At 65.1% G+C, this 25793-nt stretch carries 24 protein-coding genes; 7 read left to right on the top strand and 17 right to left on the bottom strand.

Annotated elements, in window-relative coordinates; translation table 11 throughout:
- Positions 1–12 precede the first annotated feature (12 nt).
- Entirely contained in the window at positions 13–672 is a 660-nt protein-coding gene (locus SBP01_RS09735; protein WP_320538260.1) for a methyltransferase domain-containing protein, read from the top strand.
- Positions 665–1807 (top strand): NAD(P)/FAD-dependent oxidoreductase, encoded by a 1143-nt coding sequence (locus tag SBP01_RS09730; protein ID WP_320538259.1) that lies wholly within the window; start codon positions 665–667, stop codon positions 1805–1807. The genes SBP01_RS09735 and SBP01_RS09730 overlap by 8 nt, the downstream gene beginning before the upstream one ends.
- A gap of 39 nt (positions 1808–1846) precedes the next feature.
- Here SBP01_RS09730 and SBP01_RS09725 read toward each other — a convergent pair whose 3' ends face one another.
- Complete coding sequence (locus tag SBP01_RS09725) at positions 1847–2266, bottom strand: nuclear transport factor 2 family protein (protein WP_320538258.1); 420 nt, start codon at positions 2264–2266, stop codon at positions 1847–1849.
- Positions 2267–2326: 60 nt separating this feature from the next.
- Between SBP01_RS09725 and SBP01_RS09720 the strand changes: the two genes are divergently transcribed.
- Positions 2327–2992, top strand: coding sequence for a peptide deformylase (locus tag SBP01_RS09720; RefSeq protein ID WP_320538257.1), 666 nt, complete (start codon positions 2327–2329; stop codon positions 2990–2992).
- A gap of 12 nt (positions 2993–3004) precedes the next feature.
- Here the strand turns inward: SBP01_RS09720 and SBP01_RS09715 are convergent, their stop codons facing one another.
- Positions 3005–4987: a S9 family peptidase gene (locus SBP01_RS09715; protein WP_320538256.1), complete on the bottom strand. Its 1983-nt coding sequence runs from the start codon at positions 4985–4987 to the stop codon at positions 3005–3007.
- Between the two features lie 81 nt (positions 4988–5068).
- On the opposite strand from SBP01_RS09715, the gene SBP01_RS09710 reads away from it, so the two are divergent.
- From SBP01_RS09710 to SBP01_RS09695, 4 genes are all read left to right on the top strand, one after another.
- Complete coding sequence (locus SBP01_RS09710; protein WP_320538255.1) at positions 5069–5956, top strand: putative RNA methyltransferase; 888 nt, start codon at positions 5069–5071, stop codon at positions 5954–5956.
- A gap of 102 nt (positions 5957–6058) precedes the next feature.
- Entirely contained in the window at positions 6059–6523 is a 465-nt protein-coding gene (locus SBP01_RS09705) for an NfeD family protein (RefSeq protein WP_320538254.1), read from the top strand.
- A gap of 54 nt (positions 6524–6577) precedes the next feature.
- Positions 6578–7519 carry an SPFH domain-containing protein gene (locus SBP01_RS09700; protein ID WP_320538253.1) on the top strand — a complete coding sequence of 314 codons (942 nt, stop codon included), beginning with the start codon at positions 6578–6580 and terminating at the stop codon, positions 7517–7519.
- A gap of 275 nt (positions 7520–7794) precedes the next feature.
- A complete protein-coding gene (locus SBP01_RS09695) occupies positions 7795–8142 on the top strand; it encodes an RNA polymerase-binding protein RbpA (protein WP_003802221.1) in 348 nt (115 codons plus the stop codon).
- A 153-nt stretch (positions 8143–8295) separates the two neighbouring features.
- On the opposite strand, the gene SBP01_RS09690 is transcribed toward SBP01_RS09695, so the two are convergent.
- The 15 genes from SBP01_RS09690 to arc form a co-directional block, all read right to left on the bottom strand.
- Positions 8296–9039, bottom strand: coding sequence for a polyprenol monophosphomannose synthase (locus SBP01_RS09690; RefSeq protein WP_275214952.1), 744 nt, complete (start codon positions 9037–9039; stop codon positions 8296–8298).
- A gap of 104 nt (positions 9040–9143) precedes the next feature.
- Positions 9144–10799 carry an amidohydrolase gene (locus SBP01_RS09685; protein WP_320538252.1) on the bottom strand — a complete coding sequence of 552 codons (1656 nt, stop codon included), beginning with the start codon at positions 10797–10799 and terminating at the stop codon, positions 9144–9146.
- A 117-nt stretch (positions 10800–10916) separates the two neighbouring features.
- Complete coding sequence (locus tag SBP01_RS09680; protein ID WP_320538251.1) at positions 10917–13841, bottom strand: DEAD/DEAH box helicase; 2925 nt, start codon at positions 13839–13841, stop codon at positions 10917–10919.
- Positions 13842–13865: 24 nt separating this feature from the next.
- The gene (gene tatC, locus SBP01_RS09675; protein WP_275214956.1) at positions 13866–14660 is read right to left on the bottom strand and encodes a twin-arginine translocase subunit TatC; all 795 of its coding nucleotides are present in this window, start codon (positions 14658–14660) and stop codon (positions 13866–13868) included.
- Between the two features lie 48 nt (positions 14661–14708).
- On the bottom strand, positions 14709–14999 hold the full coding sequence (gene tatA, locus SBP01_RS09670; protein WP_275214957.1) for a Sec-independent protein translocase subunit TatA: 291 nt from the start codon (positions 14997–14999) through the stop codon (positions 14709–14711).
- 32 nt (positions 15000–15031) lie between these two features.
- Positions 15032–15388 carry a hypothetical protein gene (locus SBP01_RS09665; RefSeq protein WP_275214959.1) on the bottom strand — a complete coding sequence of 119 codons (357 nt, stop codon included), beginning with the start codon at positions 15386–15388 and terminating at the stop codon, positions 15032–15034.
- A 10-nt stretch (positions 15389–15398) separates the two neighbouring features.
- Positions 15399–17384, bottom strand: a complete 1986-nt coding sequence (locus SBP01_RS09660; RefSeq protein WP_320538250.1) for a helix-turn-helix transcriptional regulator — start codon at positions 17382–17384, stop codon at positions 15399–15401.
- A 113-nt stretch (positions 17385–17497) separates the two neighbouring features.
- Entirely contained in the window at positions 17498–17893 is a 396-nt protein-coding gene (locus SBP01_RS09655) for an FKBP-type peptidyl-prolyl cis-trans isomerase (RefSeq protein ID WP_275214961.1), read from the bottom strand.
- Positions 17894–17930: 37 nt separating this feature from the next.
- On the bottom strand, positions 17931–18902 hold the full coding sequence (locus tag SBP01_RS09650) for an FKBP-type peptidyl-prolyl cis-trans isomerase (protein ID WP_275214963.1): 972 nt from the start codon (positions 18900–18902) through the stop codon (positions 17931–17933).
- Between the two features lie 109 nt (positions 18903–19011).
- Positions 19012–20376, bottom strand: coding sequence for a Pup--protein ligase (gene pafA / locus SBP01_RS09645; RefSeq protein ID WP_275214964.1), 1365 nt, complete (start codon positions 20374–20376; stop codon positions 19012–19014).
- Position 20377: 1 nt separating this feature from the next.
- Entirely contained in the window at positions 20378–21097 is a 720-nt protein-coding gene (gene prcA, locus SBP01_RS09640) for a proteasome subunit alpha (protein ID WP_275214965.1), read from the bottom strand.
- A 1-nt stretch (position 21098) separates the two neighbouring features.
- On the bottom strand, positions 21099–21920 hold the full coding sequence (gene prcB, locus SBP01_RS09635) for a proteasome subunit beta (RefSeq protein WP_275214966.1): 822 nt from the start codon (positions 21918–21920) through the stop codon (positions 21099–21101).
- An 81-nt stretch (positions 21921–22001) separates the two neighbouring features.
- Positions 22002–22205, bottom strand: coding sequence for a ubiquitin-like protein Pup (locus tag SBP01_RS09630; RefSeq protein WP_275214967.1), 204 nt, complete (start codon positions 22203–22205; stop codon positions 22002–22004).
- 85 nt (positions 22206–22290) lie between these two features.
- Entirely contained in the window at positions 22291–23964 is a 1674-nt protein-coding gene (dop, locus tag SBP01_RS09625) for a depupylase/deamidase Dop (RefSeq protein WP_320538249.1), read from the bottom strand.
- Entirely contained in the window at positions 23961–25712 is a 1752-nt protein-coding gene (arc, locus tag SBP01_RS09620) for a proteasome ATPase (protein ID WP_275214969.1), read from the bottom strand. Before arc ends, dop begins: the two co-directional genes overlap by 4 nt.
- Positions 25713–25793 lie beyond the last annotated feature (81 nt).

Below are 25793 nucleotides of genomic sequence, written 5' to 3'. Positions count from 1 at the left end.
GCGGTGGAACTCATGGACGCGCCCGACTGCGATCCCGCGAAACTGGAACGGACCTACCGGCAGTTCGCACTGGTCAACCGTCTTTTTGCCGGCTGGAGGCTGCTCTATGTCAAGGAACTGAGGCCGTTTCTCTCCCCCGACACCGTCACCACCGTCCTGGATATCGGCAGCGGCGGAGGTGATTTGGCCCGCCTCCTCACCCGGTGGTCCCGGCGGGACAAGCTGAAAATCGATGTCACCGGCATAGACCCGGACAGACGAGCCCACACCTTCGCAGCCGCAACCGCCCACAGCCCCAACGTACGGTTCGTGCAGGCGGGAAGCGCCGGGTTGGTCCGCGAAGGGCAACAATTCGACGTCGTGATTTCCAACCATGTCATTCATCACCTGCAGCCGGCCGAGCTGGCCCGGTTCCTCAGCGATTCGCAGGCTCTGGCACGCCGGCTATGTCTGCACAACGACTTGCGCCGAAGCACGGCAGCGTACGCATTGTTCGCCCTTGCCGCCCTTCCCTTCCGCGGGTCCTTCATCCGCGCCGACGGCCTGGTATCGATCCGGCGCAGCTACACGCCCGTTGAACTGACCGCCGCCGCTCCCCCGGGCTGGCACGTCCAGCGCCACGCGCCCTTCCATCAGGTCCTCATTCATCGTCCGGCCCATCCCGATGACTGAGGTCATCATTGTGGGCGGAGGTCCGGTAGGCCTGTACCTCGCCGGTCTGCTGCTTCAGGCAGGGGTGGAGGTACGTGTGCTCGAACAGCGGCTCCGGCGTGAACGGCATTCCCGCGCCATCGGCATCCACCCGCCGGCCCTTGCGGCCCTGGACAAAGTGGGTGTGGCCGGCGCCCTGGTGCGTGCCGGCGTGCCGATCCGCAGCGGAACCGCGCTGAGCCGGGGACGGACCGTGGGGTCCATGTCCTTCGCCACCGTGTCAGACCGTTTTCCGTTTGTGCTGTCCCTCCCCCAGTTCGCGACCGAATCCATACTGGAACAGCGTGTCCAGGAACTCGATGCCTCCGCCCTCGTGCGGGGAGCCCGGGTGTCGGAAGTGATGCACGACGGCGGCCTGGTCACCGCGGCGATTGCAGCGCCGGTGGAGGGCGGCGCGGGCAGCCGGGTCACCGCACGCCTCCTCATCGCCGCGGACGGTGCCCGGTCACCGGTGCGGAGCCTGCTGAATATCCCGGTGATCACAAAGACCTACCCGGACCACTACATCATGGGGGATTTCGCGGCAGGCGGTGACCACGGGCAGCAGGCCGTCCTGTACCTCGAAACCGGAGGGATAGTGGAGTCCTTTCCCCTTCCCGGCGGCCTTCGGCGGTGGGTGGTCCGCACCGAGCGCCCGGATCCCGGTATGGACGCCGCCGGGCTGTCCCGGCTGGTTCACCAGCGCACCGGGGTGCGGCCTGACCCGGAAACCAACACCATGCTCAGCAGCTTCAGCCCGCGCTCGTCCCTGGCGTGCCGGCTGGTGGCGGGCCGTGCGGTGCTCGTCGGTGACGCGGCACATGAAATCAGCCCCATAGGCGGCCAGGGCATGAACCTGGGCTGGCTGGATGCGGCAGAGTTGGCACCCATTATCTGCGCTGCCCTGGCCGGCCGCCCGGTAGGCAGTGCTCTGCGTGCCTATGCTTCACGGCGGGGCAAAGCAGCCCGCCGCGCACGATGGCAGGCGGGGGCCAACATGGCCTTGGGACGCCCCCTGGCCCCGCCACTGCTGGGCCTGCGGAACGCGGCGCTTGGCACGGTGGCGGGCCTTCCGCCGGCCAACAGGCTGGTGGCCCGGCGGTTCACCATGCAATAACCGGATGACAGGACCAACGTGTGGTCGGCAGCCGGCGGGTCAGGAATTCAGGTAGTAGCAGTCGTAACTGTCCTGGCTCACGATCAAGCCCTGGCGAACCTCAAACACCGATGACGTCCTGGCCCGAATCGTCTCGCCGGCATCCCAGTATTTCAAGTTCATCAGGACAGTTGCGGACCAATCCGCTTCCAGGACAACGCGGCCACCTTCGCAGGTTGTCCGCCGGACTTCGAACTTCTGGTTGGCCACCACCTCGCCGCTCTGGTCCGCGCCCGCAAGGACCTGCGCCCGCGTCCGGGTGGATCCTTCGGGAGCGAGCAGATGTGGCGCCTCGTCGAGGCGAAAGTCTTCCGAGAGGAAGCGCCGGATCGCCTGGCCGCCGCCTCCCGCCTCAAGGGTCCGGATAAAATCCAGGACGCATCCCAGGGCGGCGGATTCGGACGAAGTCAGTTCTGCCATGGCTCCGACACTAGCCCACCGGGCCGCCGCCACAGGTCTGCAGCCGGTTAGGCTTTCCCCATGATTGCCGTTTCGCCGCCCACTCCTTTCACGCCCGCGCAGCTCCGCGAGCGGGTCCAGCAGATCCTCGCTGCCGGCGTCCTGCCGCCCATCGTGCAGGCCGGCCATCCCGTGCTCCGGCAGCAGGCGGCGGCCTTTGCCGGCCAAATCAGTGATACCGAGCTCGAGCAGCTCATTGTGCTGATGCGCAATGTCATGCATGAGGCACCCGGCGTGGGACTGGCGGCCCCGCAGATTGGGATTCCGCTGCAGTTGGCGGTCGTGGAGGACCAGTTCGACGTCGACCCGGAGTCCGCCGCCATCCGGCACCGCATGCCGCTGGAATTCCTGGCCATCCTCAACCCGCGGTATGCGCCGGTGGGCACGGAAACGGCGGCCTTCTTCGAAGGTTGCCTGTCGCTCAGCGGGCTGCAGGCCGTGGTGGTGCGCCATGAACGGGTGCTGCTCCGGTTTGTCGCTCCTGACGGCAGGGACATGGAACGGGAGTTCGCCGGCTGGCAGGCGCGGATTGTCCAGCACGAAACCGATCACCTGCAGGGCACCCTCTATGTGGACCGCGCGGAACTGAGGTCCTTGAGCAGCAACGCCGAGTACGCCGCCAACTGGGCTGAGCCGGGCATCGCCAAGGCCCGCGCCGGGCTGGGATTCCTGCCCGAACTTCACTGAACGATGAACCGCCTACCCGCTCGAAGCTTCGCCGGGATTCGCCGGTGTCGGGAGGAAGCGGGCCCACCAACGCAGGATGTGCTCGAACCGCTGCCGCCGGTGCCGCGGACGCCCTGACCTGGAGAGCTCATGGTCTTCGCCGGGGAATATCAAGAGCTCGGCCTCCGTCCCCTGCCGCTTCAAGGCCGCGTAGTAGCGCTGTCCCTGTTCCAACGGGCAGCGGAGATCATTTTCGCTGTGGATTACCAGGGTGGGTGTCTGCACCCTGGCGGCAAGTTTGAGCGGACTCCGGTTAGCCAGTGCATCGTCAGAGCTCCCCAGATATCCGGCTCCGAAGTACCAGCCAATGTCGGCCGAGCCCTCAAAGCTCACCGGGTCAAGGAATCCCCGCTCAACGATGGCGGCCGCGAACCGGTGATGGTGTGCGATGGTCCAGGCGGTAAGGTAACCGCCGTACGAGCCGCCCATGATGCCCAGCCGCCCGGCATCAAGGGCGGCATATTTCGCCAGGGCGCCGTCCAGGAACGCCAGCACATCCTGCATGTCCACCGTTCCGAACCTGCCCTTGATGGCCAGCCCGTGATCCCGTCCATAACCTGCGGAACCCCGCGGATTGCACATCAGCACTGCATACCCGGCATCCACATACACCTGGGCCTCATCGAACAGGGCAACGGTGAACTGGGTAAACGGGCCCCCGTGGATGTTGAGCAGGACAGGGTGCGGCCCCTGGCCTGCCGGCCTCAGCACCCAGCCGTGCACGGGATAGCCGTCCGGCGCGTCAAAGGTGACCTCCTGCGGCACGGTAATGTCCGTGCTGTTCCGCAGAGTGGCCGAGAAGTCCGTCAGGATCCTCAACTGTCCATCGTCCAGAGCTGCGAGGTCACCGCTGCTGGAGGGATCGGCGAACGACACGAACAGGGAGCCGCCGGCCCAGGCCGCCGCGGTCACTGCCCTGTCACCGTGCACCAGGAGCGCATGCTCGCCGGTGGCACCCAACTCCAGGAGTTCCACGGTGCCTTCCGCACTGTTTAGCACCAGGGCGCGGTCCGGACCGCGGAGTTCAATCCCGCTGCCCGGCGGGAGGACATCCATCATTTCCGGGTCCGTCAACGGAACCGGAACGCCGCCTCCAGTCGGCACGCAGAAGAGCACGGCGTTGCGCGCCACAAAGTCCATGCCGGATCCGCCAAGGTCCCGGGCAATGAAAAACAGCCATCGGCCATCCCTGGACTCCCGGACCTCCGCGATCGTCTGCCTGGCCGGACTCGCGAGGTCAAAGGCCACGGGCTCGCCTCCCGTGACCGGCACCCGGTAGATGGCTGTGGCCAGCCCGTCGGTGTCCGCCGGCGGCGCCGCCGTGAAATAGACCGCGGACCCGTCGGCGCTAAACGTTCCTGGACCGGTATCCGTGCTGAAGGAGGTGACCTTGCGGGAGTCGGGCACGGATGAGTCAGGCTCTCCTCCGAGTTCGGGGACCGCCACGAGGAACAGCTGCCGGGGCTTATCGCGGGTGTAGCCCGCACCGTTAAGCCTGTAATCGAGCGTGGTTACCAGCCGCGGCTCTTCCGCTTCCGGCGCGATGCCTGCCGCGGTGCCGTAACGCCCGGCCACAGGCTCGCGGGTGCTGAAGACTATTCGCTGCGAATCCGGGGACCACGAGAACGTCTCCACGCCCAGAAGCCTGTCGGTGATGACCTGCGGTTCGCCGCCGTCGGCCTCCACAACGCACAGTTGCGCCTTTGATGACGGTCCGTCGGCCCGGAGGAATGCCAGGACCAGTCCGTCCGGCGAGAATGCCGGCGCGGTGTCCCGGAAGCCCCTGGTGATGCGCCGCGGCAGCTTGTCCTGATCCAACGGGACAGTCCACAACTGCCCCACATAGGCATCGGCCTCCAGGTCCGGCCTCGTCACCGACACAACAGCGCGGGTTCCGTCGGGATGCACTGCGGGCGGCGACACGGTATTGAGCAACGGCAGGTGTTCTGGTTTCACCCACGTGAGCCTAACCCGCGGCCACACGCGGCGGACAGCAGCCCGGCGGCTGGAGGGTCTCAACCGCCTAAGATAGGGGCTATGCCCTCCACCCCTGCCCCTCCCCTGCGCTGCCCGCTGTGCGGTGGAGAGCTGATGGTCCACCGCCGTACGGGCGAGGGTTCCCGGCCACGGCTGGTGTGCGGTGCGGGCCACAGCTTTGATGCTGCCAGGCAGGGGTACTACAACCTGCTGGTGGGCAAGGGGACCGTCTTCGAAGCCGACACGGCGGACATGGTGGCGGCCCGGTTCAATTTCCTCGACGCCGGGCACTACCGTCCCTTGGCGGATGCGGTCTCGGAGGCCGTCCTGGCCCTCGTTCAGCCCGGACAGCCGTTTACTGTCCTCGATTCGGGAACCGGTACCGGCCACTACCTGCGGGCCGTGCTCGACGACGTCAGCCGGGTCGCCGGCGACGTCACCGCCGTCGCGCTGGACATCTCCAAATTCGCTTTGCGCCGCGCCGCGCGCCTGAACCCGGAAGCCATCAACCTCGTCTGTGACGTGTGGCAGCCACTGCCTGTGGCCGCCGCTGCCGCCGACGTCGTGACAGTCATCTTCGCACCCCGCAACGCAGCCGAATTCGCCCGCGTGCTGCGTGCGGATGGCCGGCTGGTCGTGGTGACACCGCGTGCCGGCCACTTGGCTTCGTTGGCCGCCGAAGCCGGCATGCTGGCCATCGAGGACCATAAGGATGCCCGGCTGGCAGAATCCCTGGCCGGATTTTTTGTACCGGAGTCAACCCGGGACGTTGATGTCCGGCTGAGGTTGACCCCGGGAGAGATGGCGGATCTGGCCTTCATGGGACCTGCCGGGCATCATCTGGACCGCGATGCACTTGCCGCCAAACTGGACGCCAAGGAACCGGTCACCGGGGTGGAAGCCCTGTTCAGGATCACCGTCTTCCGCCCTGCGGAGGGCGCCGCGTAACGACTTGGCCACGTTCCCGGCCCGCGTTCCCGGCCACCTGCCGCGGGGCTTTGGGGCGGACTAGGATAAATAAACAGCTACCGGATGGTCAAGGGGGACGGAATGTTTGAATGGCTCGGTGAAAACTGGTGGGCCCTGTGGCTCACGGCCTTCCTTGCGTTCGCGGTGATCGAGATGATCACCCTTGACCTGTTCTTCATCATGCTTGGCGGCGGGACGCTCGCTGCCATCGTTGCCGATTTTGCCGGTGCTGACCTGTGGCTGCAGATCGTGGTCTTCTGTGTGGTGTCCCTGCTGATGATCGCTTTCGTCCGCCCGGTGGCCCTCAGCCACCTCAAGAAAGGCCCCGCCGAACAGCGGACCAATGTGGACCGGCTGATCGGCGAGCAGGCCCTCGTGATGGAGGCAGTCAGCTCCACCGGCGGCCTGGTCAAGATCGGCGGCGATGTCTGGAGCGCCCGGTCCGCCGGCGCGGTATTGCCCGCAGGCCAGAAGGCAGTGGTTTCCGCCATCGAAGGAGCCACCGCCGTGGTCACGGCATCGCAGGAGCATACAGACCAGCCGTAGTCAGCGTCACCAAGAGTGTTGGATACAGCCTAATAATTGGGGTTAAGGAGATGTATGGATAACGCAGGAGGAGTCGCCTTAGCCATTGTGCTGGTGGTCCTGATCGTATTCGTGATAATTGTTCTGGTCCGCTCGGTGCGGATCATTCCGCAGGCGAGGGCCGGCGTCGTGGAACGCCTCGGAAAATACCAGCGCACGCTCAACCCGGGACTCACCATCCTGATTCCGTTTGTGGACCGGCTCCTGCCGCTGCTGGACCTCCGGGAACAGGTCGTCTCCTTCCCGCCACAGCCGGTCATCACCGAAGACAACCTGGTGGTCTCCATCGACACCGTGGTCTACTTCCAGGTCACTGATCCGCGGGCGGCCACTTACGAAATCGCCAACTACATCCAGGCTGTGGAACAGCTCACCACAACCACCCTTCGTAACGTGGTGGGTGGCCTGAACCTCGAAGAGGCCCTGACCTCCCGCGACCAGATCAACGGTCAGCTGCGCGGCGTCCTCGATGAGGCCACCGGCCGCTGGGGAATCCGCGTCTCGCGCGTCGAACTGAAGGCCATTGATCCGCCCCACTCAATCCAGGACTCCATGGAGAAGCAGATGCGGGCCGAACGCGACCGCCGCGCCGCCATCCTCACCGCGGAGGGAACCAAGCAGTCAGCCATCCTCACCGCCGAGGGCCAGCGGCAGGCTTCGATCCTCGCAGCTGAAGGCGACGCCAAGGCCGCCATTCTCCGGGCCGACGGCGAGGCGCAAGCCATCCAGAAAGTCTTCGATGCCATCCACAAGGGAAACCCGGATCAGAAACTGCTGGCCTACCAGTACCTGCAGACCCTGCCGAAGCTTGCCGAAGGCTCCTCCAACAAACTGTGGATCATTCCCAGCGAAGTCGGGGAAGCACTCAAGGGCATCGGCAACGCGCTGGGCGGCACCAATCCTGATCCGCGCTCCGGCGGCGGCCTCTTCGACGAGGAACCCGCCCAACAGCCCTGAGCCCGGCTCGGAACGTTGCGGACCGGGGGCCGCGCCGCCTCACAGGTGGCGCGGCCCCTGAACGTCTACCGGGATTCCCCGCCATGTTTGCTGACCGGCTCGCCTGCCGGTATAATTGAGTGTTTGTCCGGGCGGACCAGATCCGCTGGAACAAGAACGCTGCGCAATGCGTTGAATCTAAAGATGCAACACAGCGCACAGAGTAGTCCGGGGCGGTTAAAATGCACCGGCTTGCGTGGGGCCCTAGCTCCGCGAACCGACCAGAGGGAGAAAACATGAGCGATCGCAGCCTGCGGGGTATGCGCCTTGGTGCGCAAAGCATGGAGACCGAGTCCGGCGTGGAGCCGGCCCCGCGTCAGCGTGTGGAATACCGGTGCGAGGACGGCGAGCAGGTTTTCGTCACGTTCTCTTCAGAGGCTGAAATTCCTCCTGTGTGGGTTTCCAAGACCGGCAAGGAAGCGCTGCTGGTAGACGGCGAACGCCCCGACACCAGCAACGAAAAAGCCGTCCGTACCCACTGGGACATGCTCCTGGAACGGCGTTCGCTCCCGGAGCTCGAGCAGATTCTCGAGGACCGGCTGACCATCCTGCGTGAACGACGCGGTGAACGGCGCAGCGCCTGACCCACTGGCGGTTACAGCCCCTCTTTGACCCGGGGGCACACTGAATTGATCGATAAGGCCGGCCCGGCAACGCTTGATGGCGTTGCCGGGCCGGCCTTTTCGTCGCGTCACACCGGTCGCAGACCGGCATACCCGCCGCGAACCGGGCGGCTGCTAGCTCCGGACGGGCTCTTTCCTGCCCCTGAGCTTGTCCCAGCGTGCCTGCAGGCCCCACCGGGTCACGTTGATCATGGCCTCAACCACAATGTTGCCGCTCATTTTGGACGCGCCCAGCTCGCGTTCAACGAACGTGATGGGCCGCTCCTCGATTCTGAGACCCATTTTGGCAACCCGCCATGCAAGGTCCACCTGGAATCCGTAACCCACCGAATCGACCTGGTCGAGGTTGAGTTTTTCCAACGTGGATCTGCGGAAAGCACGGTAGCCGCCGGTGACGTCCTTGATCTTCAGCCCCAGCATCAGCCGTGCGTAGGTGCTGCCAACACGTGAAATCGCCTGGCGGTACAGGGGCCAGTTGACCACGCTGCCACCCGGAACCCACCGGGAACCCATCGCCAAATCGGCGCCCTGATCAACGGCTTCCAGCAGTTGGGGCAGCTGTTCTGGCTGGTGGGAGCCGTCAGCGTCCATTTCCACCAGAACCTCGTAGCCGGCCTCCAGGCCCCATTTGAACCCGGCGATATAAGCGGCACCGAGGCCTTCCTTGCCCTTGCGGTGCAGGACATGGACCTGGGAGTCGGCAGCCGCAATACTGTCCGCCAGTTGCCCGGTACCGTCCGGGCTGTTGTCATCCACCACCAGTACATCCGAGGCGGGTACGGCCACCCGCAGGCGCTGGAGGGTCTTGGGCAGCGATTCCAGCTCGTTGTAGGTCGGAATAATGGTTAGGACGCGCACAAAGGGCCTTCCTGGACGGGAGCGGTCGGAGCACCTGATCATCAGCTATGTTGCCGGCTGGCAGGCGCAACTACCCATTATAGGGCGCCGGCCCGCACATCAGATCAGGAACGCAGGGCCGGACTGGAATAGAGCTCCTGACCGTCCCGGACAGTCTGCAGGCACACCGGATCACTGCCGGTGTCCAGCGCCGGAAGAAGCGGTGTGCGGGCGCGCGGATCCGTACTCCATGACTGCACCCGACCGTCCGCCACCTGGACCATCAGTTCTTCCACGTCCCAGACCGCGAAACTGGCCGGGGCGCCGGGAACCAGCTGGCCGGCCATCGGATTGTGGTGCTTCGCTGCACGCCACCCGGCCCGGGTGTGGCCCAGGAAGGCAGCCCGCGCCGAGATCCGCTCAGCCTCGTTGTGGTGTTCCAGGCAGGCCCGAACGCTGGACCACGGCCGCAGCGGCGTCACCGGGCTGTCGCTGCCGAAGGAAATGGGGACCCCGGCCGAATAGAACGAAGCAAAGGCGTTCATGTTCCCGCTGCGGTCGCCGAGTCGCTGCTGGTACATCCCGCCGTCGTTCCCCCACGCGGCGTCGAAGCGTGGCTGGGCGCTGACCGTGACGGCGTAACGTGCGAGCTGTTGGATCGCGCTGGCGTCGGCCAATTCCACATGTTCGAAACGGTGGCCGGCAGCGCGGATCCTCTGCTCCCCCACCTCACCGGCGGCGAGCTCCAGGGCCTCCAGCACGGCGTCCAGGCCGGCGTCACCGATGACGTGGAAACCGCCTTGGATTCCCAGGAGGGAGCAGGCTGCCAGATGGGCGGCGGCCTGGGCAGCCGTGACATACAGGTTTCCCCGCCCACCCGGCGCGTCGGCGTAGTCCGCCCGCAGCGCGGCCGTCCGGGAACCCAGGGAACCGTCGATGTTCAGGTCGCCGGCAAGACCGCGGACAGGCACACCCAGCCCGGCCAAAAGTTCCCGCGCGTGCTCCTCCGAGGTTGCCAGTTCGCCCCAGTAGGGCAGGACCTCAGGCATGGCACGTCCGGCCGCGTCGGTGTTCCAAGCGCCGGCGAGGCGAAGGTCCTCGAGCCCGCTGATGTGCGGCGCGGCCATCTCTGCGACGGCCACGTAGCCGTTCGCAGCGGCTTCCGTGAGCGCGCGCTGCTGGTAGCCGCGGACACTCGATTCGGGCAGCCGCCGCGCTGCCTGGCGTGCAGCCGTGTGAGCAGCCCGGAAGACCTGTGTCCCCGAACCATAACCGTCCAGGCCGGTGATTCCGGCGTCGGCAACAAGTGAGGCGGAAACCAGGGCTGAATGCGCGTCCACCCGCGACAGGAAGACATGCCGGCCCCCGGCGGCCTGTTCCAGTTCGTGGACTGTGGGCAGGGCTGGGTCTTCCCAGACGGACTCGTCCCAGCCGTGGCCCAGGACCGGGCCTTCACCCCGGGAAGCAGCCACCGCGTCGAGGAGTTGCCGTGCGGAGCGGACATTGCCGAGTTGAAGCCCATCCAACGCAATGCCGGTCTCCGTGAGGTGGACGTGCGAGTCCACAAATCCGGGCGCAACGAGGGCACCGTGAAGATCAATGATCTCCATGGAGGAGTCTGCGATGGAGGATGCTGCCTGTTCGGAGCCCACCCACGCGACAGTGTCGCCGTCCACCACCATGGCGGTGGCCAGCGGATCGGCTGCAGAGTACACGGAGCCGTTCCGGTACAGAACCACCTTTCGTTCGGACGGGGCGGGCACGGAGGGACGTTCAGTCATGGGGCAAGGCTCCTGGATGGGGGACGCAGCAATCGCTGCTGATGATGGAAAGTGCTGTGGGGACGGCGTGCGGCCGCGCTGGTACAGAGGACGCGATGGTTCAAAGGACGGAATGGTTCACAGGACGGAGGAGTAAGCCACCACGCCGCGGCGGATGAGCGAGATGGCTTCCGAACACAGCCTGGCCAGCCGCGGATCCAGGCCCGGAATCTTGGCCAACTGGTCCAGAAGGTCGATGACCTGCTTAACCCAGCGGACAAAGTCTCCTGCGGCCAGGTCCGTTCCGTTCAGCACCTCCTGGAGGTGCCGGCCCTTCGCCCACTTGTACATGGGCCACACCAGCCCCAGCTCGGGTTCACCGGTGAGCGGCAGCTTGTTTTGTTCCTCCACGTCTTCAAGGGCTGACCACTCACGGACTACCAGGTCCACGGACGATTCGAGTGCGATGCTGGGCATCCGCGGGCGGAGGCCCCTGTCCTCGCGCTTGGCCTGGTAGACCAGGACGCTCGCCAAAGCTGCGACCTCGACGGCGTCCAGGTCATCAAAGGCACCCAAACGCAGCGACTGGGAGATCAGGAGGTCCTTCTCGCCGTAGATCCGGCGCAGGCGCTGGCCATCTGTGCTGATGGACAGGCGGCCATCAGTACCGGCCTCCAGATAACCGTAGGCTGAGAGGACGTCGCAGACCCGGTCAAAGGTCTTGGCAATGGTGTTGGTGCGCCCTTGGATCTGACGGATCAGACCGTCCGTTTCGCGGCGCAGCTTCCACCAGCGCTCCGACCAGCGGGCATGGTCCTCACGCTCGCTGCACCCGTGGCACGGGTGGGCCCGGAGTGCCCGGCGCAGCTCGCTGATCCGTTTTTCCTGGGTGGGCGTGACGCTGCCAAGCCCGAAGTCGGTACTGCGGCCCGGAGCCGGGGGGCGGTTTTCACGCAAGGCATTGCGGGCGGACGAGGCAAGATCGCGCCGGGATTTGGGGACCTTGGCATTAAACGCCTTGGGAATCCGAATCCTGGTCAGGGGAGAAATCGGGCCTTCAAGGTCTTCGGTGCCGATCCGGCGGAGCTGGTTGTCCAGCGTCAGAACGGCGGGCCGCGGCTCCCGGCCGCTGTGGTCCGAACTGAGCACCACGGCCAGGCCGGGCGCACGCCCGCCCGGCACGTCCACAACGTCGCCGGGCATGAGCCGGGCCAGCGAGTCTTCGTTGAGGGACTTCCTGGCACGGGACTTCGTGCGTGAGGTGATGTTTTCGGCGTCGGAGAGCTCGCGGCGCAGCCGGGCATACTCGGTGAAGTCACCGAGGTGGCACGTCATCGATTTGGCGTAGCCCGCGAGGGACTCTTCCCTGCTGCGCACCTGCTTGGCGAGGCCAACCACGGACCGGTCGGCCTGGAATTGGGCGAACGAGGACTCCAGGATTTCGCGGGCGCGGGTCCGGCCGAACTGGGCCAGCAGATTGATGCTCATGTTGTAGGTGGGCCGGAAACTCGAATTCAGAGGGTATGTTCGGCGGGAAGCAAGTCCTGCCACCGCGGCCGGATCCGTACCGGGCTGCCAAAGGACAACGGCATGGCCCTCGACGTCGATGCCGCGACGGCCAGCCCGGCCGGTCAGCTGCGTGTACTCCCCCGCCGTGATGTCCACGTGGGCTTCGCCGTTAAACTTGTCCAACTTTTCCAAAACGACAGACCGGGCAGGCATGTTCACGCCCAAGGCAAGAGTTTCGGTGGCGAAGACCGCCTTGACCAGGCCCTCAACGAACAGCTTTTCCACCACCTCCTTGAAGGTGGGCAGCATCCCCGCATGGTGGGCGGCGAATCCCCGCAGCAGGCCCTCCCGCCACGTCCAGAAACCCAGAACGTCCAGGTCATCGGACGGGATGTCCTGTGCGGCCTCGTCAACGCGACCGGCGATGATCCGCTGCTCCTTCTCCGTGGTCAGCCACAGGCCTGAGGAGACGCACTGTGCCACCGCGGCGTCGCACCCGGCCCGGGAGAAAATGAAGGTGATGGCGGGGAGCAGGTCCTGCCGGTCCAGGCTGGCGATCACCTGGGACCTGCTGGCCCTCCGGGCGGCGCCGGGTTGGGAACCCTGCGGAGCGCGGGCATCAGAGCGCTGCTTGTGCTGCCGGCGCTGGCTGCGTCCGCCGTGGCCGAACCGGCCGCGGAAGCTGTCCTGACTTTCGCTGCGGGCCATTGCCAGCAGGTCGGGGTTGACCTCGAAGCCCGGGCCGGCCCCGCCATCGCGGAGCGGGAGGCCCCGCCCAGGCTCCGTCGCTTCACGGACCGCCAGGGGTGTACCGGTCTCCGCGTCGGCCGGCGGCGCAATTTCGTCGAAGGTGGTTTCCCCGGCGAACAGGTCCACGATTTCCCGGCCCACCATGACGTGCTGCCACAGGGGCACGGGCCTGTGCTCCGAGACAATGATGTCCGTGTCACCGCGCACGGTATCCAGCCACGCGCCGAATTCTTCCGCGTTTGAAACCGTGGCGCTGAGGGACACAACCTGGACTTCACTGGGAAGGTGGATGATCACTTCCTCCCACACTGCGCCGCGGAACCGGTCCGCAAGGTAGTGGACTTCGTCCATCACCACAAAGCCGAGGTCGTCCAGGGTGGCCGAGTCGGCGTACAGCATGTTCCGAAGGACTTCTGTGGTCATGACCACCACGGGGGCGTCGCCGTTGATGCTGGTGTCCCCGGTCAGCAGCCCGACGTTTTCCGCCCCGTACTTCTCCGCGAGTTCGGTGAACTTCTGGTTGCTCAGAGCCTTGATGGGGGTGGTGTAGAAGGCCTTAAGGTGCCGCTCCAACGCGAGGTAGATGGCAAACTCGCCCACGATGGTCTTGCCGGCACCGGTAGGGGCCGCAACCAGCACTCCCCTGCCTTCCTGCAGCGAGCGGCAGGCAAGACGCTGGAATTCGTCAAGTTCGAAATCGAGGGTGCGGACAAAACCGCCGAGGTAGGTGCGCGCCTCGGCTGTGCGTTCCGCGCTGGCCCGGTAACTTTCAGAGGGCGAGAGCGGCCCGGAAATAGAGGACATGCTTCAAGCCTAATGCGCTGCGCCCTACAGGTTCTTCAGTTCGCTGCCAGGGGTTGCGATGTCGGCTGTTGCGTCCGTCTCGGCAACCCGTTTCGCCTGCCTCTTGTCCCGGCGCTTGTCGTTGAAAATACACAGCCCGATGGCCGCGAAAAACAGGACCAGCAGTGGGGCGGCCAGCAGGAACATGGACAGCGCGTCCGTCCCCGGCGCGGCAAGTGCGGCCAGGACAAAAACGAGGAAGACGATGATCCGCCAGGCTTTGAGGATGGTCCGGCCCCGCACCACTCCGGCCATGTTGATGCCGACCAGAATCACGGGAACCAGGAAGGAGACACCCAGGATCAGCAACATCTGCGTGGCGAAGGTGAGGTAGTCGGTGGCGGAAATGTTGTTCGCGCCGGTCTGCGGCGTGAACTGAAGCAGAGCCCTGACTACCGTAGGAAAAACAAGCCACGCAACGTACACGCCGGCCAGGAACAAAGGCACCGCCGCCGCCATAAAACCGAGCGTGTAGCCTCGCTCCTTGCGAGTCAGGCCCGGGGTGATGAATGCCCAGACCTGATAGATCCAGACAGGGCTGGAGATCACCAGCCCGATCTGGATGGCAATCTGGATTTTGAAGGCAAACGGGTCCGCGATGGTGGCGAAGTTAAGGACGGCCGTCCGGCCGGTCTCGTGCGCTATGGAGATCAGCGGAGCCGACAGGCTGCTGACGACGGGATCGTAAAGGAACCAGCCGCCGACGGCAGCGAGCACCACCGCAATTGCTGATTTGATCAGCCGGTTCTTGAGCTCCTTGAGGTGGTCCCAAAGAGCCATCCGCCCCTCAGGGTTGGATTTACGGCCCCGCGTCAGTGCCACTGTGCGTTATGCGCGGTTCGACGGCGGAACGTCGGTGCCGTTGGTCGGCTCGCCGTGCTGGGTCGGTGCAGGATTCGGGTGCGGATGGTTAACGACTTTGCCCTCCACCGGTCCCGATTCGGTGTCTGTGGCGTCGGTCTTGCCGTCGTTCTTCATTTCCTTGACTTCGGACTTGATGATCCGCATGGACTGGCCCAGGCTGCGGGCCATGGCAGGGAGTTTAGGCGCGGCAAAAAGCAACAGCGCAACAACGATGATAATGACAATTGGCCACGGGCCATCAAAGAGTCTTCCCACGGGAATTCCTTTCCTCTTACAACATCCTACGTCTAATTGAGATCCAGATCGCGAAGTGACTGGGGCTGTCCCCGGTCGTGCTTGCGCTGTACCCGCCGTTGGCGGCGGTCCTCCCGGCGGGATGACTTGGATGCGTCGTAATCATGTCGCATCCGGGCCGGAGAGGCAAAAACGGCAGCTCCCGGCTCAACCTGTGTGGAATGCTGCAGCTCGCCGGTGGTGGCCGGGGACGGGGCTACTGCCAGGTGCCCGAGTTTCGAGCTGGCCGCACCCAGGTCTTTCAGTACCGCCATGCCCTGGCGGTACAGCCGGATGCCCAGGAGGACATAAAAGAGCAACGACACGGCAATAAGCGCTATCCAGATCAGGATCCAAGACCACCAAGGCATGCTGACGAGTCTAACTGCCGTACCGCGCGAGGGCCGCCTCGATCCAGCTCCGGGCTGCGGCTGCAAGCTCCGAAGGCTCAAGGATTCTGGCCTTGCCGCCATGTTGCGCCACAAACATCGGAAGCCAGGTCGTGTTGCCGAACCTGATTTCCGCCACCAACCCGCCGTCCGGCAGGTGCGCCACCCTTTCCGCGTAATAATCGTCGGCAAGGCCGCCGCCCTGCCTGGTGAGGTGTACCAGGACGAGGGTGTCGTCGTCGTTCGGCGTAAACAACTTGGCCGGGAACCCTTCCTCCGGCCGGATCGGCGTGGCGGCAGGCAGGCCGTTCGGCCGCACTTCCTGGATCCGATCCAGCCTGAAGTTCCGCAAACCGTCCGCGGAGTGGCAGTACGCCTCGACGTACCACGTGTTGTCCAGCGAGTACAGGCGGAGCGGGTCAACGTCCCGTTCGGAGACCTGGTCGCGCTGGGCGGAGAAATAGACCAGCCGCAGTTGGGCGCGGTCCCGGATGGCGTTCCGGACCACTTCCAGGCCGGCCGAATCCGCGGGCCCGACCTCCGGGCCTGCCAGGGATGCTGCCCGCAGCCCCTCTTCCCCCGCGGCAGCCATCAGCTTGAGGGTGACGGACTCCAGGGCGTCGCCCTCGGCAAGCTCCGGGAGCCCGTTCAAGGTTTCCAGTCCGGTCAGGAGCGCACAGGCTTCGTCAACGGTGAACCGGACCGGCCGGGTGAGGTCCAGGTCCTGGGTGATGTAGACGTGGCCTTCCTCCCAGTTGATGTCGAGAAGGTCGTCGGGGTATCCCTCGGGCAGCCCCGAGCAGATGAGGATCCGGAGGTCATTTTCGAGCTCTCCGGGGGTGATTCCGAAACGTGCGGCGACGTCCTCGATGTGGAGGCCCTGGTTGTGGACCAGGAAGGGCACCAGCTGCAGCATCCGCTTCAGCTGGTCCTCCGAAGTCCGTTTCCGGGTCTGCCGGCCGGCCGGGGAGTCGGCGAAGCGGTAGTCCGGTGCGGGAGCCGCGCAGAACGCTGCGGCGCTTTGCAGCCGGTTCCGCACGGCGGCCACCAGTTCTTGCGGCTCCCGGGCGACGGCGTCCGGACCGTAGGAGGCGAGCTCTTCGGCGAGCACCTCAACGTCCCGGAAATCCACCTGCAGCCGTTCGTCGCCGCCGTCGGGCGCTCCCGCGGTGGAGGCAGGCGCCCGCAGTGCCCGCCGCCGCAAGCCGAGGAGGCGGCCCTCCCGGACATCCACGACGGCGGTGCGGAGCGGGAGTTCGGGGAGCTTGTCTAGTTCCTCGCGGATGTTGAAGTTCGGCGGCGGAGTGTAGGTTTCCTTGTCAAGGACGGAGACGGCGCCCGTGAAGCGGGAGAGCCTGAAATGGCGGGGCGCCTGGCGGCTCCGGTCGAAGCCGGTCAGGTACCACTGGCCAAACCGGCTGCCGAGGCCCCACGGCTCTACCGTTCGCAGTTCTTCCTTGCCCGTGGTGCCGGCAAGGTAGGAGAAACTGACGGGGTGCTGGGCGTGCATGGCCGCCACCAGGTCATCGAAGGCCTGGCCGGCGGGCCTGATCCGGGGCTGGACTCCGACGGGAAGCTCGATGTCCGCGAGCGTTCCGGAGGCCTGCAGCTTACGCAGGGCGTTGGCGGCCGCCGTGCCCAGGGCGGCGCGCTCCCACAGCTGGGAGGCCAGCAGCAGGACGGTCCACTCCCCCGGGCTGAGCTGGACGTCGGGCAGCCGGTTGGATTCCTTGCCGATGCGGTAGCGCGTCGTGGCCGGGTCGTCTTCGCTCCACCCGTGGTCGGTGACTGTTTCCACATCAAAGCCGAATTGGCGGAGATCGTTTTTGTCCCGCTCGAACATTCGGCCGAACGCGACGTCGTTGCCGGAGGTGTCGTGATAGACCTTTAGCCGCAGCTCCGAACGGCGCAGGCCGTATTTGGTGTTCAGCAGGGCTATCAGCAGGTTCAGCAGACGTTCAGTACGGGATACGGGCACTCTGGCTACGTTACTAAACTCATCCGCGGAACGCAGAAGGCGCGGCAACAACAGGAAGACAGCTCCTGATTGTTACCGCGCCCTGGCCTTTCGGCGACCTTACGGTGTTCGGGTCAGCGCACGCCGACCAGGTCCACAACGAAGATCAGTGCTTCGTTGGGTCCAATGGCGCCACCGGCACCGCGGGAGCCGTAGGCAAGCTCGGAGGGAATCTCAAGACGACGGCGGCCGCCCACCTTCATGCCGAGCAGGCCCTGGTCCCAGCCCTGGATGACCTGGCCGACGCCCACGCGGAAGTCCAGCGGTGCGCCGCGGCCCCAGGAAGCGTCGAATTCCTCGCCCGTGGACCAGGCCACGCCGACGTAGTGGGTGGAGACGGTGTCGCCCTTCTTGGCCTCGGCACCGTCACCTTCGATCAGGTCCGTGATGACCAGTTCGGTGGGGACATCGCCCTGCGGGAAATCGATTTCCGGCTTCTGGCGGTCGAAATTACGCTGACCAAATGACATGGTTGCTCCTTCTGATTGGGTGCGTGATGGTTGGAAGTTACTTGACGCCGAGGATATCCACAACAAAGACAAGGTCACCCTTGGCTTCGCCCTGACCGGCATCACCGTACGCGAGGTCCTTCGGGACGACCAACAGGACCCGTGAGCCGACCGTCTTGCCGGTGAGCCCCTGCGTCCAGCCCTTAATGACACCCGTCAACGGGAAGCTGGCGGGCTGGCCACGGTCGAAACTCGAATCAAACTTGGTGCCGCCCACGAGGTTCACACCTACGTAATTGACGGTGAGCGTGTCGGTTTCTTTGACCTCCACACCCTTGCCCTTGATCAGGTCCTGGGCCACCAGAGCCGTCGGGGCAGCAGCGCCGTCCACGGATATCTCGGGAACGCCCTTGTCGTTTTCCTTAACGGTCGGGAGGCCGGCCGGCGGTGTGACAGGATCGCCTTCGGGCTTCTCAAGCGGCGGCGTGACGTCCTTCGCGGAAATCAGCTTGATCAGCAGCAGCTGGGTGGGCTGGGTGGCGGCGCTCGGCGTGGGGCTCGGTGTGGCGCCGTCCGGCGCGGCACTGGCAGGCGCGGCCGTCTGGCCGGGAACGGCCAGAGCCAGCGTGGAACCAATTTTGGCTCCCACAAAGGCGTTGTAGACCAGGGAGTTGCCGGTCTTCATGTCATCGCTGAGCTCGAGTGCCTCAGGTTCGGCCGGGAAGGTGTCCTCCAGCGTGGAACCGTCTGCGCCGCTCACGGCGAGGATGGAGATGTTGGCCACCTGGTTGGCTTTGATTCGGTCACCGTTGCCCTCGGTGACCACCTTGACGGTAGGCTCCGTCACCTCAAGAGGCTTGGTGAACTCCACTCCGGGAGCTTTCTTGTCCCCGTTATCCGTCAGCTTCAGGGAGTCGAACTTGGCAGTGTCACCGGCCGCCTGGCTGGTGGGTTCCGGTGCCGCGGGCGTACCGCCGCAAGCGGTAAGCAGCAGCAGACCGGGGAGAAGGATCGCTAGGATTCGGCGCACGTAAGAGAACTTTCGTCGGGGCAGGGTGGACGCGGTACCGGAACAGGCGCCCGGCACCGCTGCAGGGCCAAAGAATGGCCCTGTCAAGGATAGCCCCTGAACCTGAACGTCAGCCCATAGAACCGAGGAGAGCGTCCACCCGGTCATCGACGCTGCGGAACGGATCCTTGCACAGGATGGTCTGATGGGCGCGGTCATTGAGCTTCAGGTGCACCCAGTCCACGGTGTAGTCCCTGCCCAGTTCCTGCGCCCGCCGGACGAAGTCACCCCGGAGCTTGGCCCGCGTGGTTTGCGGCGGCACGTCCACTGCATCCTTGATGACGGTGTCGTCTACGATCCGGCGCACCGCTCCCCGTGACTGCAGCAGGTAATACAGGCCGCGCGTCCGCGAAATGTCGTGGTAGGTCAGGTCCAGCTGGGCGATCCGGGGAGCATCCAGGCCCAGACCGTGCCGCTCCCGATAGTTGTCCATCAGCTTTTTCTTGATGGCCCAGTCGATCTCGGTGTCGATGGTGCTGGTGTTTCCGCTTTCGATGGCCTTCAGCGTCCGTTCCCACAGGTCGAGGATCAGCGGAACGTGGGGGTTGTGCGCACCGTGTTCCTGGACGAACGCCGTGACTTTGGTCAGGTACTCCTGCTGGATCTCCAGGGCAGTGAGCTGCCGCCCGTTGGCCAGCCTGACCAGTGCCCGGCCGCTGAGATCGTGCGAGATCTCCCGGATGCTGCGGATGGGATTCTCCATCCGCATGTCCCGCATGATTACCCCGGCTTCGATCATGCGGAGGATGAGGTCCACCGTGCCGACCTTGATCAGGGCTGTGCTCTCGGACATGTTCGAGTCACCCACGATGACGTGGAGCCGCCGGAAAAATTCGGCGTCGGCGTGCGGCTCGTCCCTGGTGTTGATGATGGGCCGGGACCTGGTGGTGGCCGACGAGACACCCTCCCAAATGTGGTCGGCGCGCTGTGAGAACGCGAACGTCGCCCCGTGCGGCGTCTTCAGGATCTTGCCTGCACCCGCGATCAGCTGGCGGGTGACCAGGAAGGGGATGAGAATCTCCGCCAGCCGGGAAAACTCGCCCCGGCGCGGGATCAGGTAGTTCTCATGGCTGCCATAGGAATTGCCGGCAGAGTCGGTGTTGTTTTTGAAGAGATAGACGGTGCCGTTGAAGCCCTCGGCGGCCAGCCTGGCCTGCGCCTCGTCCACAAGGTCATCGAGGATGAGCTCGCCGGCCCGGTCATGCGCGATCAGCTGGGCGAGGTCATCGCACTCGGCGGTGGCGTACTCGGGGTGGGAGCCGACGTCGAGGTAGAGCCGCGAGCCATTGGTCAGGAACACGTTGGACGAACGCCCCCAGCTGACCACCTTGCGGAACAGGTATCGGGCCACCTCCTCCGGTGCCAGTGGGCGTGAATCGGGACTCGAATACGAGATCCCGAATTCGGTTTCAATACCGAAGATCCTCTTATCCATCTCAGGCCTCCTCCGCCAGCAGCGCCGTAATGTCGGCATCGTTCAATCGCCGGAACGCCCGGCGGAAGCCGCGGGCCGTTTCCGACTGCCTGTCCAGGACGGCCACCTCTACGGCCTTCGCCGGAAGGGTCGCTCCTGACTCGCCCTGCTCAGTGCCGGTGGCGAGGCCGCCGATCGCCAGCCGGACCGCGTCAGCAAAGCGCAGCGAGGACCGCCAGCCGTCGGCAATCACGGCGGAAACCCGCTCCGCCTGGCCGCCCATCACGATGAAGCCGTGTTCGTCCGCGATCGACCCGTCGAACGTCAGCCGGTAAAGGTGGTCCTGCTCCGGGGATGCGCCTACTTCGGCGACGGCCAGTTCCACTTCGAATGGCTTCTGTTCGGCTGTGAAAACGGCGCCCAGGCTTTGCGCGTAGACGCTCGCGAGGCCGCGGGCTGTCACGTCCTCGCGGTCGTAGGAGTAGCCCCGGACGTCGGCGTACCGGACGCCTGCCTGGCGCAGGCTTTCAAATTCGTTGTACTTCCCGACGGCCGCGAAGGCGATTTTGTCGTAGATTTCACCGATCTTGTGCAGCGACGGCGAGGGGTTCTCGGCCACCAGGGCAATCCCGTCCTGGCAGCTGATGACCACCACGGACCTGCCGCGGGCGATGCCTTTCCGTGCGAAGTCCGCACGGTCCTTCATCAGTTGTTCTGGAGAAACGTAGAACTGCTGCGTCATCTCAGGCCTCCCGTCGCTCAGCGGACCTGGCGTCAATGATGCTCCCCGCAACGGCCGCAAGCTCCGGTTCGGGGATGCGCCGGGCACCCTCGCGGTTCACGGTGTACACCACCGGCCACAGTTGCCGGACCGGATCCGGGCCGCCGGTTGCGGAATCGTCGTCGGCTGCGTCATAGAGCGACTCCACCGCGACAGAAACTGCCTCCGCTTCCGTCAGGCCGGGGCGCCAGAGCTTTTTCAGGGCACCGCGGGCAAAAACCGAGCCGGAGCCCACCGTATGGTGCTCGCGTTCTTCGTACCGGCCGCCGGTGACGTCGTACGAGAACAGGCGGCCCACGCCGGCTGTGGTATCGAAACCGGCAAACAGCGGGACCACGGCCAGGCCCTGCAGGGCCATGGGAAGGTTCCCGCGGATCATGGCACCAAGCCGGTTGGCTTTGCCATCGAGGCTGAGGAGTGTGCCTTCAATTTTTTCGTAGTGTTCCAGTTCCACCTGGAAAAGCCGGGTCAGGTCAATGGCAATACCCGCAGTCCCTGCGATGCCCAGGACTGAGTACCGGTCCGCCGGGAAGACTTTCTCGATGTGCCGGCTTGCTATGACGTTGCCCATGGTGGCGCGCCGGTCCCCTGCCATCAGCACGCCGCCGCCGTAGCTCATTGCCACGATCGTGGTGGCGTGCGGCACCTGCAGCGGCGTAGCCTGCGCGGCTGCCGCAGTCAGCGAACGGTTGTACGGGAGCAGGTCCGGCCGGTCCCGCTGCAGATGCTCGGTAAATGACGACGTCGCGTTGCCGGCTACCTGGTTGGCGGTTGATTCCTGCACTGGTGCACTCCTTGAACGTGGTCCTTCTACGTCGGTACAGCTTTCGGCCGGTGCGCGGCTACCGCCCCGCGTGGATCCGGGTTACTGGCCGCCCTTTTGGACGAAGGCGCGGACGAATTCCTCGGCGTTGGACTCAAGGACGCCGTCGATTTCATCCAGGAGGTCATCTACGCCCTGGGTGGCGGCTGAAGCCTGCGCGTCGGGGGCCGCGGGCGGTGCCTCGGGGATGTCGTCTTCGACTTCGCTGTCCCGCGACTGTGGCTGCTGTTGTTCCTGGCCTGCCATCTTAATCTCTCCTTCTGCGATCATCGGATCCGGGCGGATCTGCTGATACGCCCATATTGCCACGCTGTGAGCCCGTCGGGGCGGTTTACGCCGGAGGCGGAGCGCTGGTGTGCCCGAGGAGTTCCGCGAGGAACGGCCCGGCTGTGCGGTGCCGGGTGAAGAGTCCTCCCGTAAGGGCCTTGGTGCCGCGCAGCGGCTCCCTTGTCGGGACCCGCTGCAAGCGCCCGTAGCCGGGGACATCGAAGATGACAGAGTCCCAGCTGGCGCCTACCACGTCTTTGCCGAAACTGCTGACGCAGCGTCCGCGGAAGAACGCGCGGGTATCCGGCGGCGGTTCGGTCACAGCGGCGGCGATCACGGCGTCGTCGACAATCCGCTGCATCCGGTTCCTGGCCAGGAAACGGTAGTACAGGCCCTTTTCGGGCCTGATATCGGCCCATTGGAGGTCAACCAAACCCAGCCTGGCATCACTCCAGGCGAGATTGTCACGTTCCCGGTAGCCCTCCAGCAGCGAAAGTTTGGCCAGCCACTCAACGGACGTCGCCGCCGCACCCCGGTCGGCATCGAGCTGTGTCAGGGTGGTGGCCCAGCGTTCCAGAACGTCGTGGGTGTGGCCGTCCCCGTCCACGGCATCGGCAACGCCTGTGTCCTGCGCCAGTTTGGCCGCCGCCTCGTGGTACATCCATTGCAGATCCAACGCCGTCACCCGGCGTCCGTCCACCAACCTGAGTTTCGTGGTCAGGGAGGTATCGTGGCTGACCGCCTGAAGGGCCTGCACCGGCTCGTAGACCTCCACCTTGGGCGCCAGGCCGGCCTCAATCAGGCTGAGCACCAGCGCGGTGGTGCCGAACTTGAGGTAATTCGAGGACTGGCTGAGGTTCGCGTCGCCGATAATGACGTGCAGGCGCCGGTATTTGTCGGCAGTGGCGTGGGGTTCGTCCCGGGTGTTGATGATGGGCCGGCGGATCGTCGTCTCCAGCCCAACCTCGGCTTCAAAAAAGTCCGCGCGCTGGCTGATCTGGTAGCCGGGCGTGGAACTGTCCTGGCCGAGTCCCACGCGGCCGGAGCCGCAGATGATCTGGCGTGTGACGAAGAACGGGGTGAGGCCGCGCACGATGTCCCCGAACGGCACAGAGCGGGGCATGAGGTAGTTCTCATGGGAGCCATAAGAGACGGACTTGTTGTCCGTGTTGTTCTTGTACAGGTTGATCGGCGGAAGCTCGGGGTCCGCGGCAAGGCGCCGCACCGCTGCCAGCGCCACCTGATCCCCGGCGGCATCCCAAATCACAGCATCACGGGGGTTCGTCACCTCGGCGCTGGAATACTCGGGGTGGGCGTGGTCCACGTACAGCCGGGCGCCATTCCCGAGCACCATGTTCATCAGCAGGCTGCCGGACTCATCCTCGCCGTCCAGCTCAAGTTCCTCGCGGCCGTATGCCAGTGCCACCGCTTCGGCGTCGAGCACCGGCGGCTGGTCCGTGAGCTGGCTGGGGTGGGCGGAGGCGCGTTCAAGCGTCCAGCCACGGGCGTCGTGCAGCGGCTCCTCATCGGTGTAGTCCCACCGGGTTTCAGCCCCGCCTGCAGCCCGCTGCCGGGTCACCTGGGCGTATGCCTGGACTACGCGCGCAGACATCATGGTGGCGTTGGCTCCGGGGGCGGACGGGGCGTGGATGCCGTACTCCGTCTCGGCACCCATGACGCGCATGGCACCGCCGACGGGGAGCGATTCCCCTGCGGGTCGTTCCGGAACTGCGGTCATAGGTACTGTCCCGTGGTGGGCATCGTTTCGATGGACTTGCCGGGCTCCTGTCCTGCCTTGCCTTGGACAATGGTGCGGATGTACGTAATCCGCTCCCCCTTCTTACCGGAGATGCGTGCCCAGTCATCCGGGTTGGTGGTGTTGGGCATGTCCTCGTGTTCGCGGAATTCATCCACGACGGCCCGCAGGAGGTGCTCGATCCGGAGACCCTTCTGATGCAGGGTGAGAAGGTCCTTGATGGCGTACTTCTTGGCCCGGTCCACCACGTTCTGAACCACGGCGCCGGAATTGAAGTCCTTGAAGTACAGCATCTCGGTGTCACCGTTGGCGTAGGTGACTTCCAAGTACTCGTTGGATTTCTCCGTGGAGTACATGGCTTCAACCGTGCGCTGGATCATGGCGTCCACGGTGGCCTGGACGTCGCCGTCGTGTTCGGCGAGGTCAGACTCGTGGAACGGCAGGTCCGTGGTGATGTATTTGTTGAAGATGTCCGCCGCGGCTTCGGCATCAGGCCGCTGGATCTTCACCTTCACATCGAGCCGGCCCGGCCGGAGGATGGCAGGATCAATCATGTCCTCGCGGTTGGATGCGCCGATGACGATGACGTTGTCCAGCCGCTCCACGCCATCAATTTCGCTCAGGAGCTGAGGCACGATGGTGGTCTCGACGTCGGAGGAAATTCCCGTGCCGCGGGTGCGGAAGAGGGAATCCATCTCGTCAAAGAAGACCACGACCGGGCTGCCGTCCGAGGCCTTCTCCCGGGCCCGGGAGAAGATCAGGCGGATGTGGCGTTCCGTTTCGCCCACGTACTTATCCAGGAGTTCGGGGCCCTTGATGTTAAGGAAGTAACTCTTCAGGTCCACGTTGCCGGTCCGCTCCGCTGCCCGTGCAGCGAGGGAGTTGGCTACCGCCTTGGCAATAAGCGTTTTGCCGCAGCCCGGCGGACCATACAGAAGAATGCCCTTGGGGGCCTTCAGGCCGTGTTCCCGGTAGAGGTCCGGGTGCAGGAAGGGCAACTCCACGGCATCCCGGATCTGTTCAATCTGTGGGCCGAGACCGCCGATGTCCTCGTAGGTGATGTCCGGCACCTCTTCGAGGACCAGGTTTTCCACCTCGGAGCGGGGCACTTTTTCGAGGGCATAACCGGTGCGGGAATCGATTGAGAGCGCGTCACCGACCCTGAGCTTCTCGGCGAGGAGAGCGCCGGACAGCCTGATGACGCGTTCCTCATCCGCCCGGCCCACCACCAGCGCACGGTCCGTGCCCAGCATTTCCTTAAGGGTGGCGAGTTCGCCCGCGCGTTCATAACCCAGGCCGGCAACAATCAGCAGTGCCTCGTTGAGCAGGACTTCCTGGCCCACGGACAGCTGGCCGATGTTTACCAGCGGGCTGATTCCCACCCGCATTTTCCGGCCCGCGTTGAAGATGTCCGCAGACTCCTCGGTGACGGCCTGGCCGCTGTTCCCGGCTGATGGCATGCGCCGGGGATTGAGCTGCAGGATGGTGCCAAAGCTGTACGGCGGCTGGCCCTCCTGGTCCAGGGCATTTTTCAGGCGCAGGATCTCGGCTTTCGCCGCCTCCAGCATGCTGACCAGCTTGGTATTGTTCTGCGTTGCAGCAGCAAGCTGCCGATCGATGTGCCGCAGTTTGTCCCGAAGGACATTGACCTGCCTGTCGGCAACGGACAGCTCATTGGCGGCAGCCTGCTCCGCCGGTGTACGTCCGGAGTCCTGATTCGGCGTCTCCATGATGCATCAGCCCCTTCCTGCGCTTCTTATTAAGACCTTAGCCCCAACTTGGCAGGTACTGCTGGAGACTCCCGAAATGTG

Origin of the sequence: Pseudarthrobacter sp. IC2-21 (genome assembly GCF_034048115.1) — a bacterium.
Classification (GTDB): Bacteria; Actinomycetota; Actinomycetes; order Actinomycetales; family Micrococcaceae; genus Arthrobacter; species Arthrobacter naphthalenicus.
This window is presented reverse-complemented; position numbering and strand designations above follow the sequence as displayed.

Coding starts and splice junctions, on each gene's coding strand:
- SBP01_RS09735 (WP_320538260.1), top strand. CDS start 13: ATGGACGCGCCCGACTGCGATCCCGCGAAACTGGAACGGACCTACCGG.
- SBP01_RS09730 (WP_320538259.1), top strand. CDS start 665: ATGACTGAGGTCATCATTGTGGGCGGAGGTCCGGTAGGCCTGTACCTC.
- SBP01_RS09725 (WP_320538258.1), bottom strand. CDS start 2,266: ATGGCAGAACTGACTTCGTCCGAATCCGCCGCCCTGGGATGCGTCCTG.
- SBP01_RS09720 (WP_320538257.1), top strand. CDS start 2,327: ATGATTGCCGTTTCGCCGCCCACTCCTTTCACGCCCGCGCAGCTCCGC.
- SBP01_RS09710 (WP_320538255.1), top strand. CDS start 5,069: ATGCCCTCCACCCCTGCCCCTCCCCTGCGCTGCCCGCTGTGCGGTGGA.
- SBP01_RS09705 (WP_320538254.1), top strand. CDS start 6,059: ATGTTTGAATGGCTCGGTGAAAACTGGTGGGCCCTGTGGCTCACGGCC.
- SBP01_RS09700 (WP_320538253.1), top strand. CDS start 6,578: ATGGATAACGCAGGAGGAGTCGCCTTAGCCATTGTGCTGGTGGTCCTG.
- SBP01_RS09695 (WP_003802221.1), top strand. CDS start 7,795: ATGAGCGATCGCAGCCTGCGGGGTATGCGCCTTGGTGCGCAAAGCATG.
- SBP01_RS09685 (WP_320538252.1), bottom strand. CDS start 10,799: ATGACTGAACGTCCCTCCGTGCCCGCCCCGTCCGAACGAAAGGTGGTT.
- SBP01_RS09680 (WP_320538251.1), bottom strand. CDS start 13,841: ATGTCCTCTATTTCCGGGCCGCTCTCGCCCTCTGAAAGTTACCGGGCC.
- tatC (WP_275214956.1), bottom strand. CDS start 14,660: ATGGCTCTTTGGGACCACCTCAAGGAGCTCAAGAACCGGCTGATCAAA.
- SBP01_RS09665 (WP_275214959.1), bottom strand. CDS start 15,388: ATGCCTTGGTGGTCTTGGATCCTGATCTGGATAGCGCTTATTGCCGTG.
- SBP01_RS09655 (WP_275214961.1), bottom strand. CDS start 17,893: ATGTCATTTGGTCAGCGTAATTTCGACCGCCAGAAGCCGGAAATCGAT.
- pafA (WP_275214964.1), bottom strand. CDS start 20,376: ATGGATAAGAGGATCTTCGGTATTGAAACCGAATTCGGGATCTCGTAT.
- prcA (WP_275214965.1), bottom strand. CDS start 21,097: ATGACGCAGCAGTTCTACGTTTCTCCAGAACAACTGATGAAGGACCGT.
- SBP01_RS09630 (WP_275214967.1), bottom strand. CDS start 22,205: ATGGCAGGCCAGGAACAACAGCAGCCACAGTCGCGGGACAGCGAAGTC.
- dop (WP_320538249.1), bottom strand. CDS start 23,964: ATGACCGCAGTTCCGGAACGACCCGCAGGGGAATCGCTCCCCGTCGGC.
- arc (WP_275214969.1), bottom strand. CDS start 25,712: ATGGAGACGCCGAATCAGGACTCCGGACGTACACCGGCGGAGCAGGCT.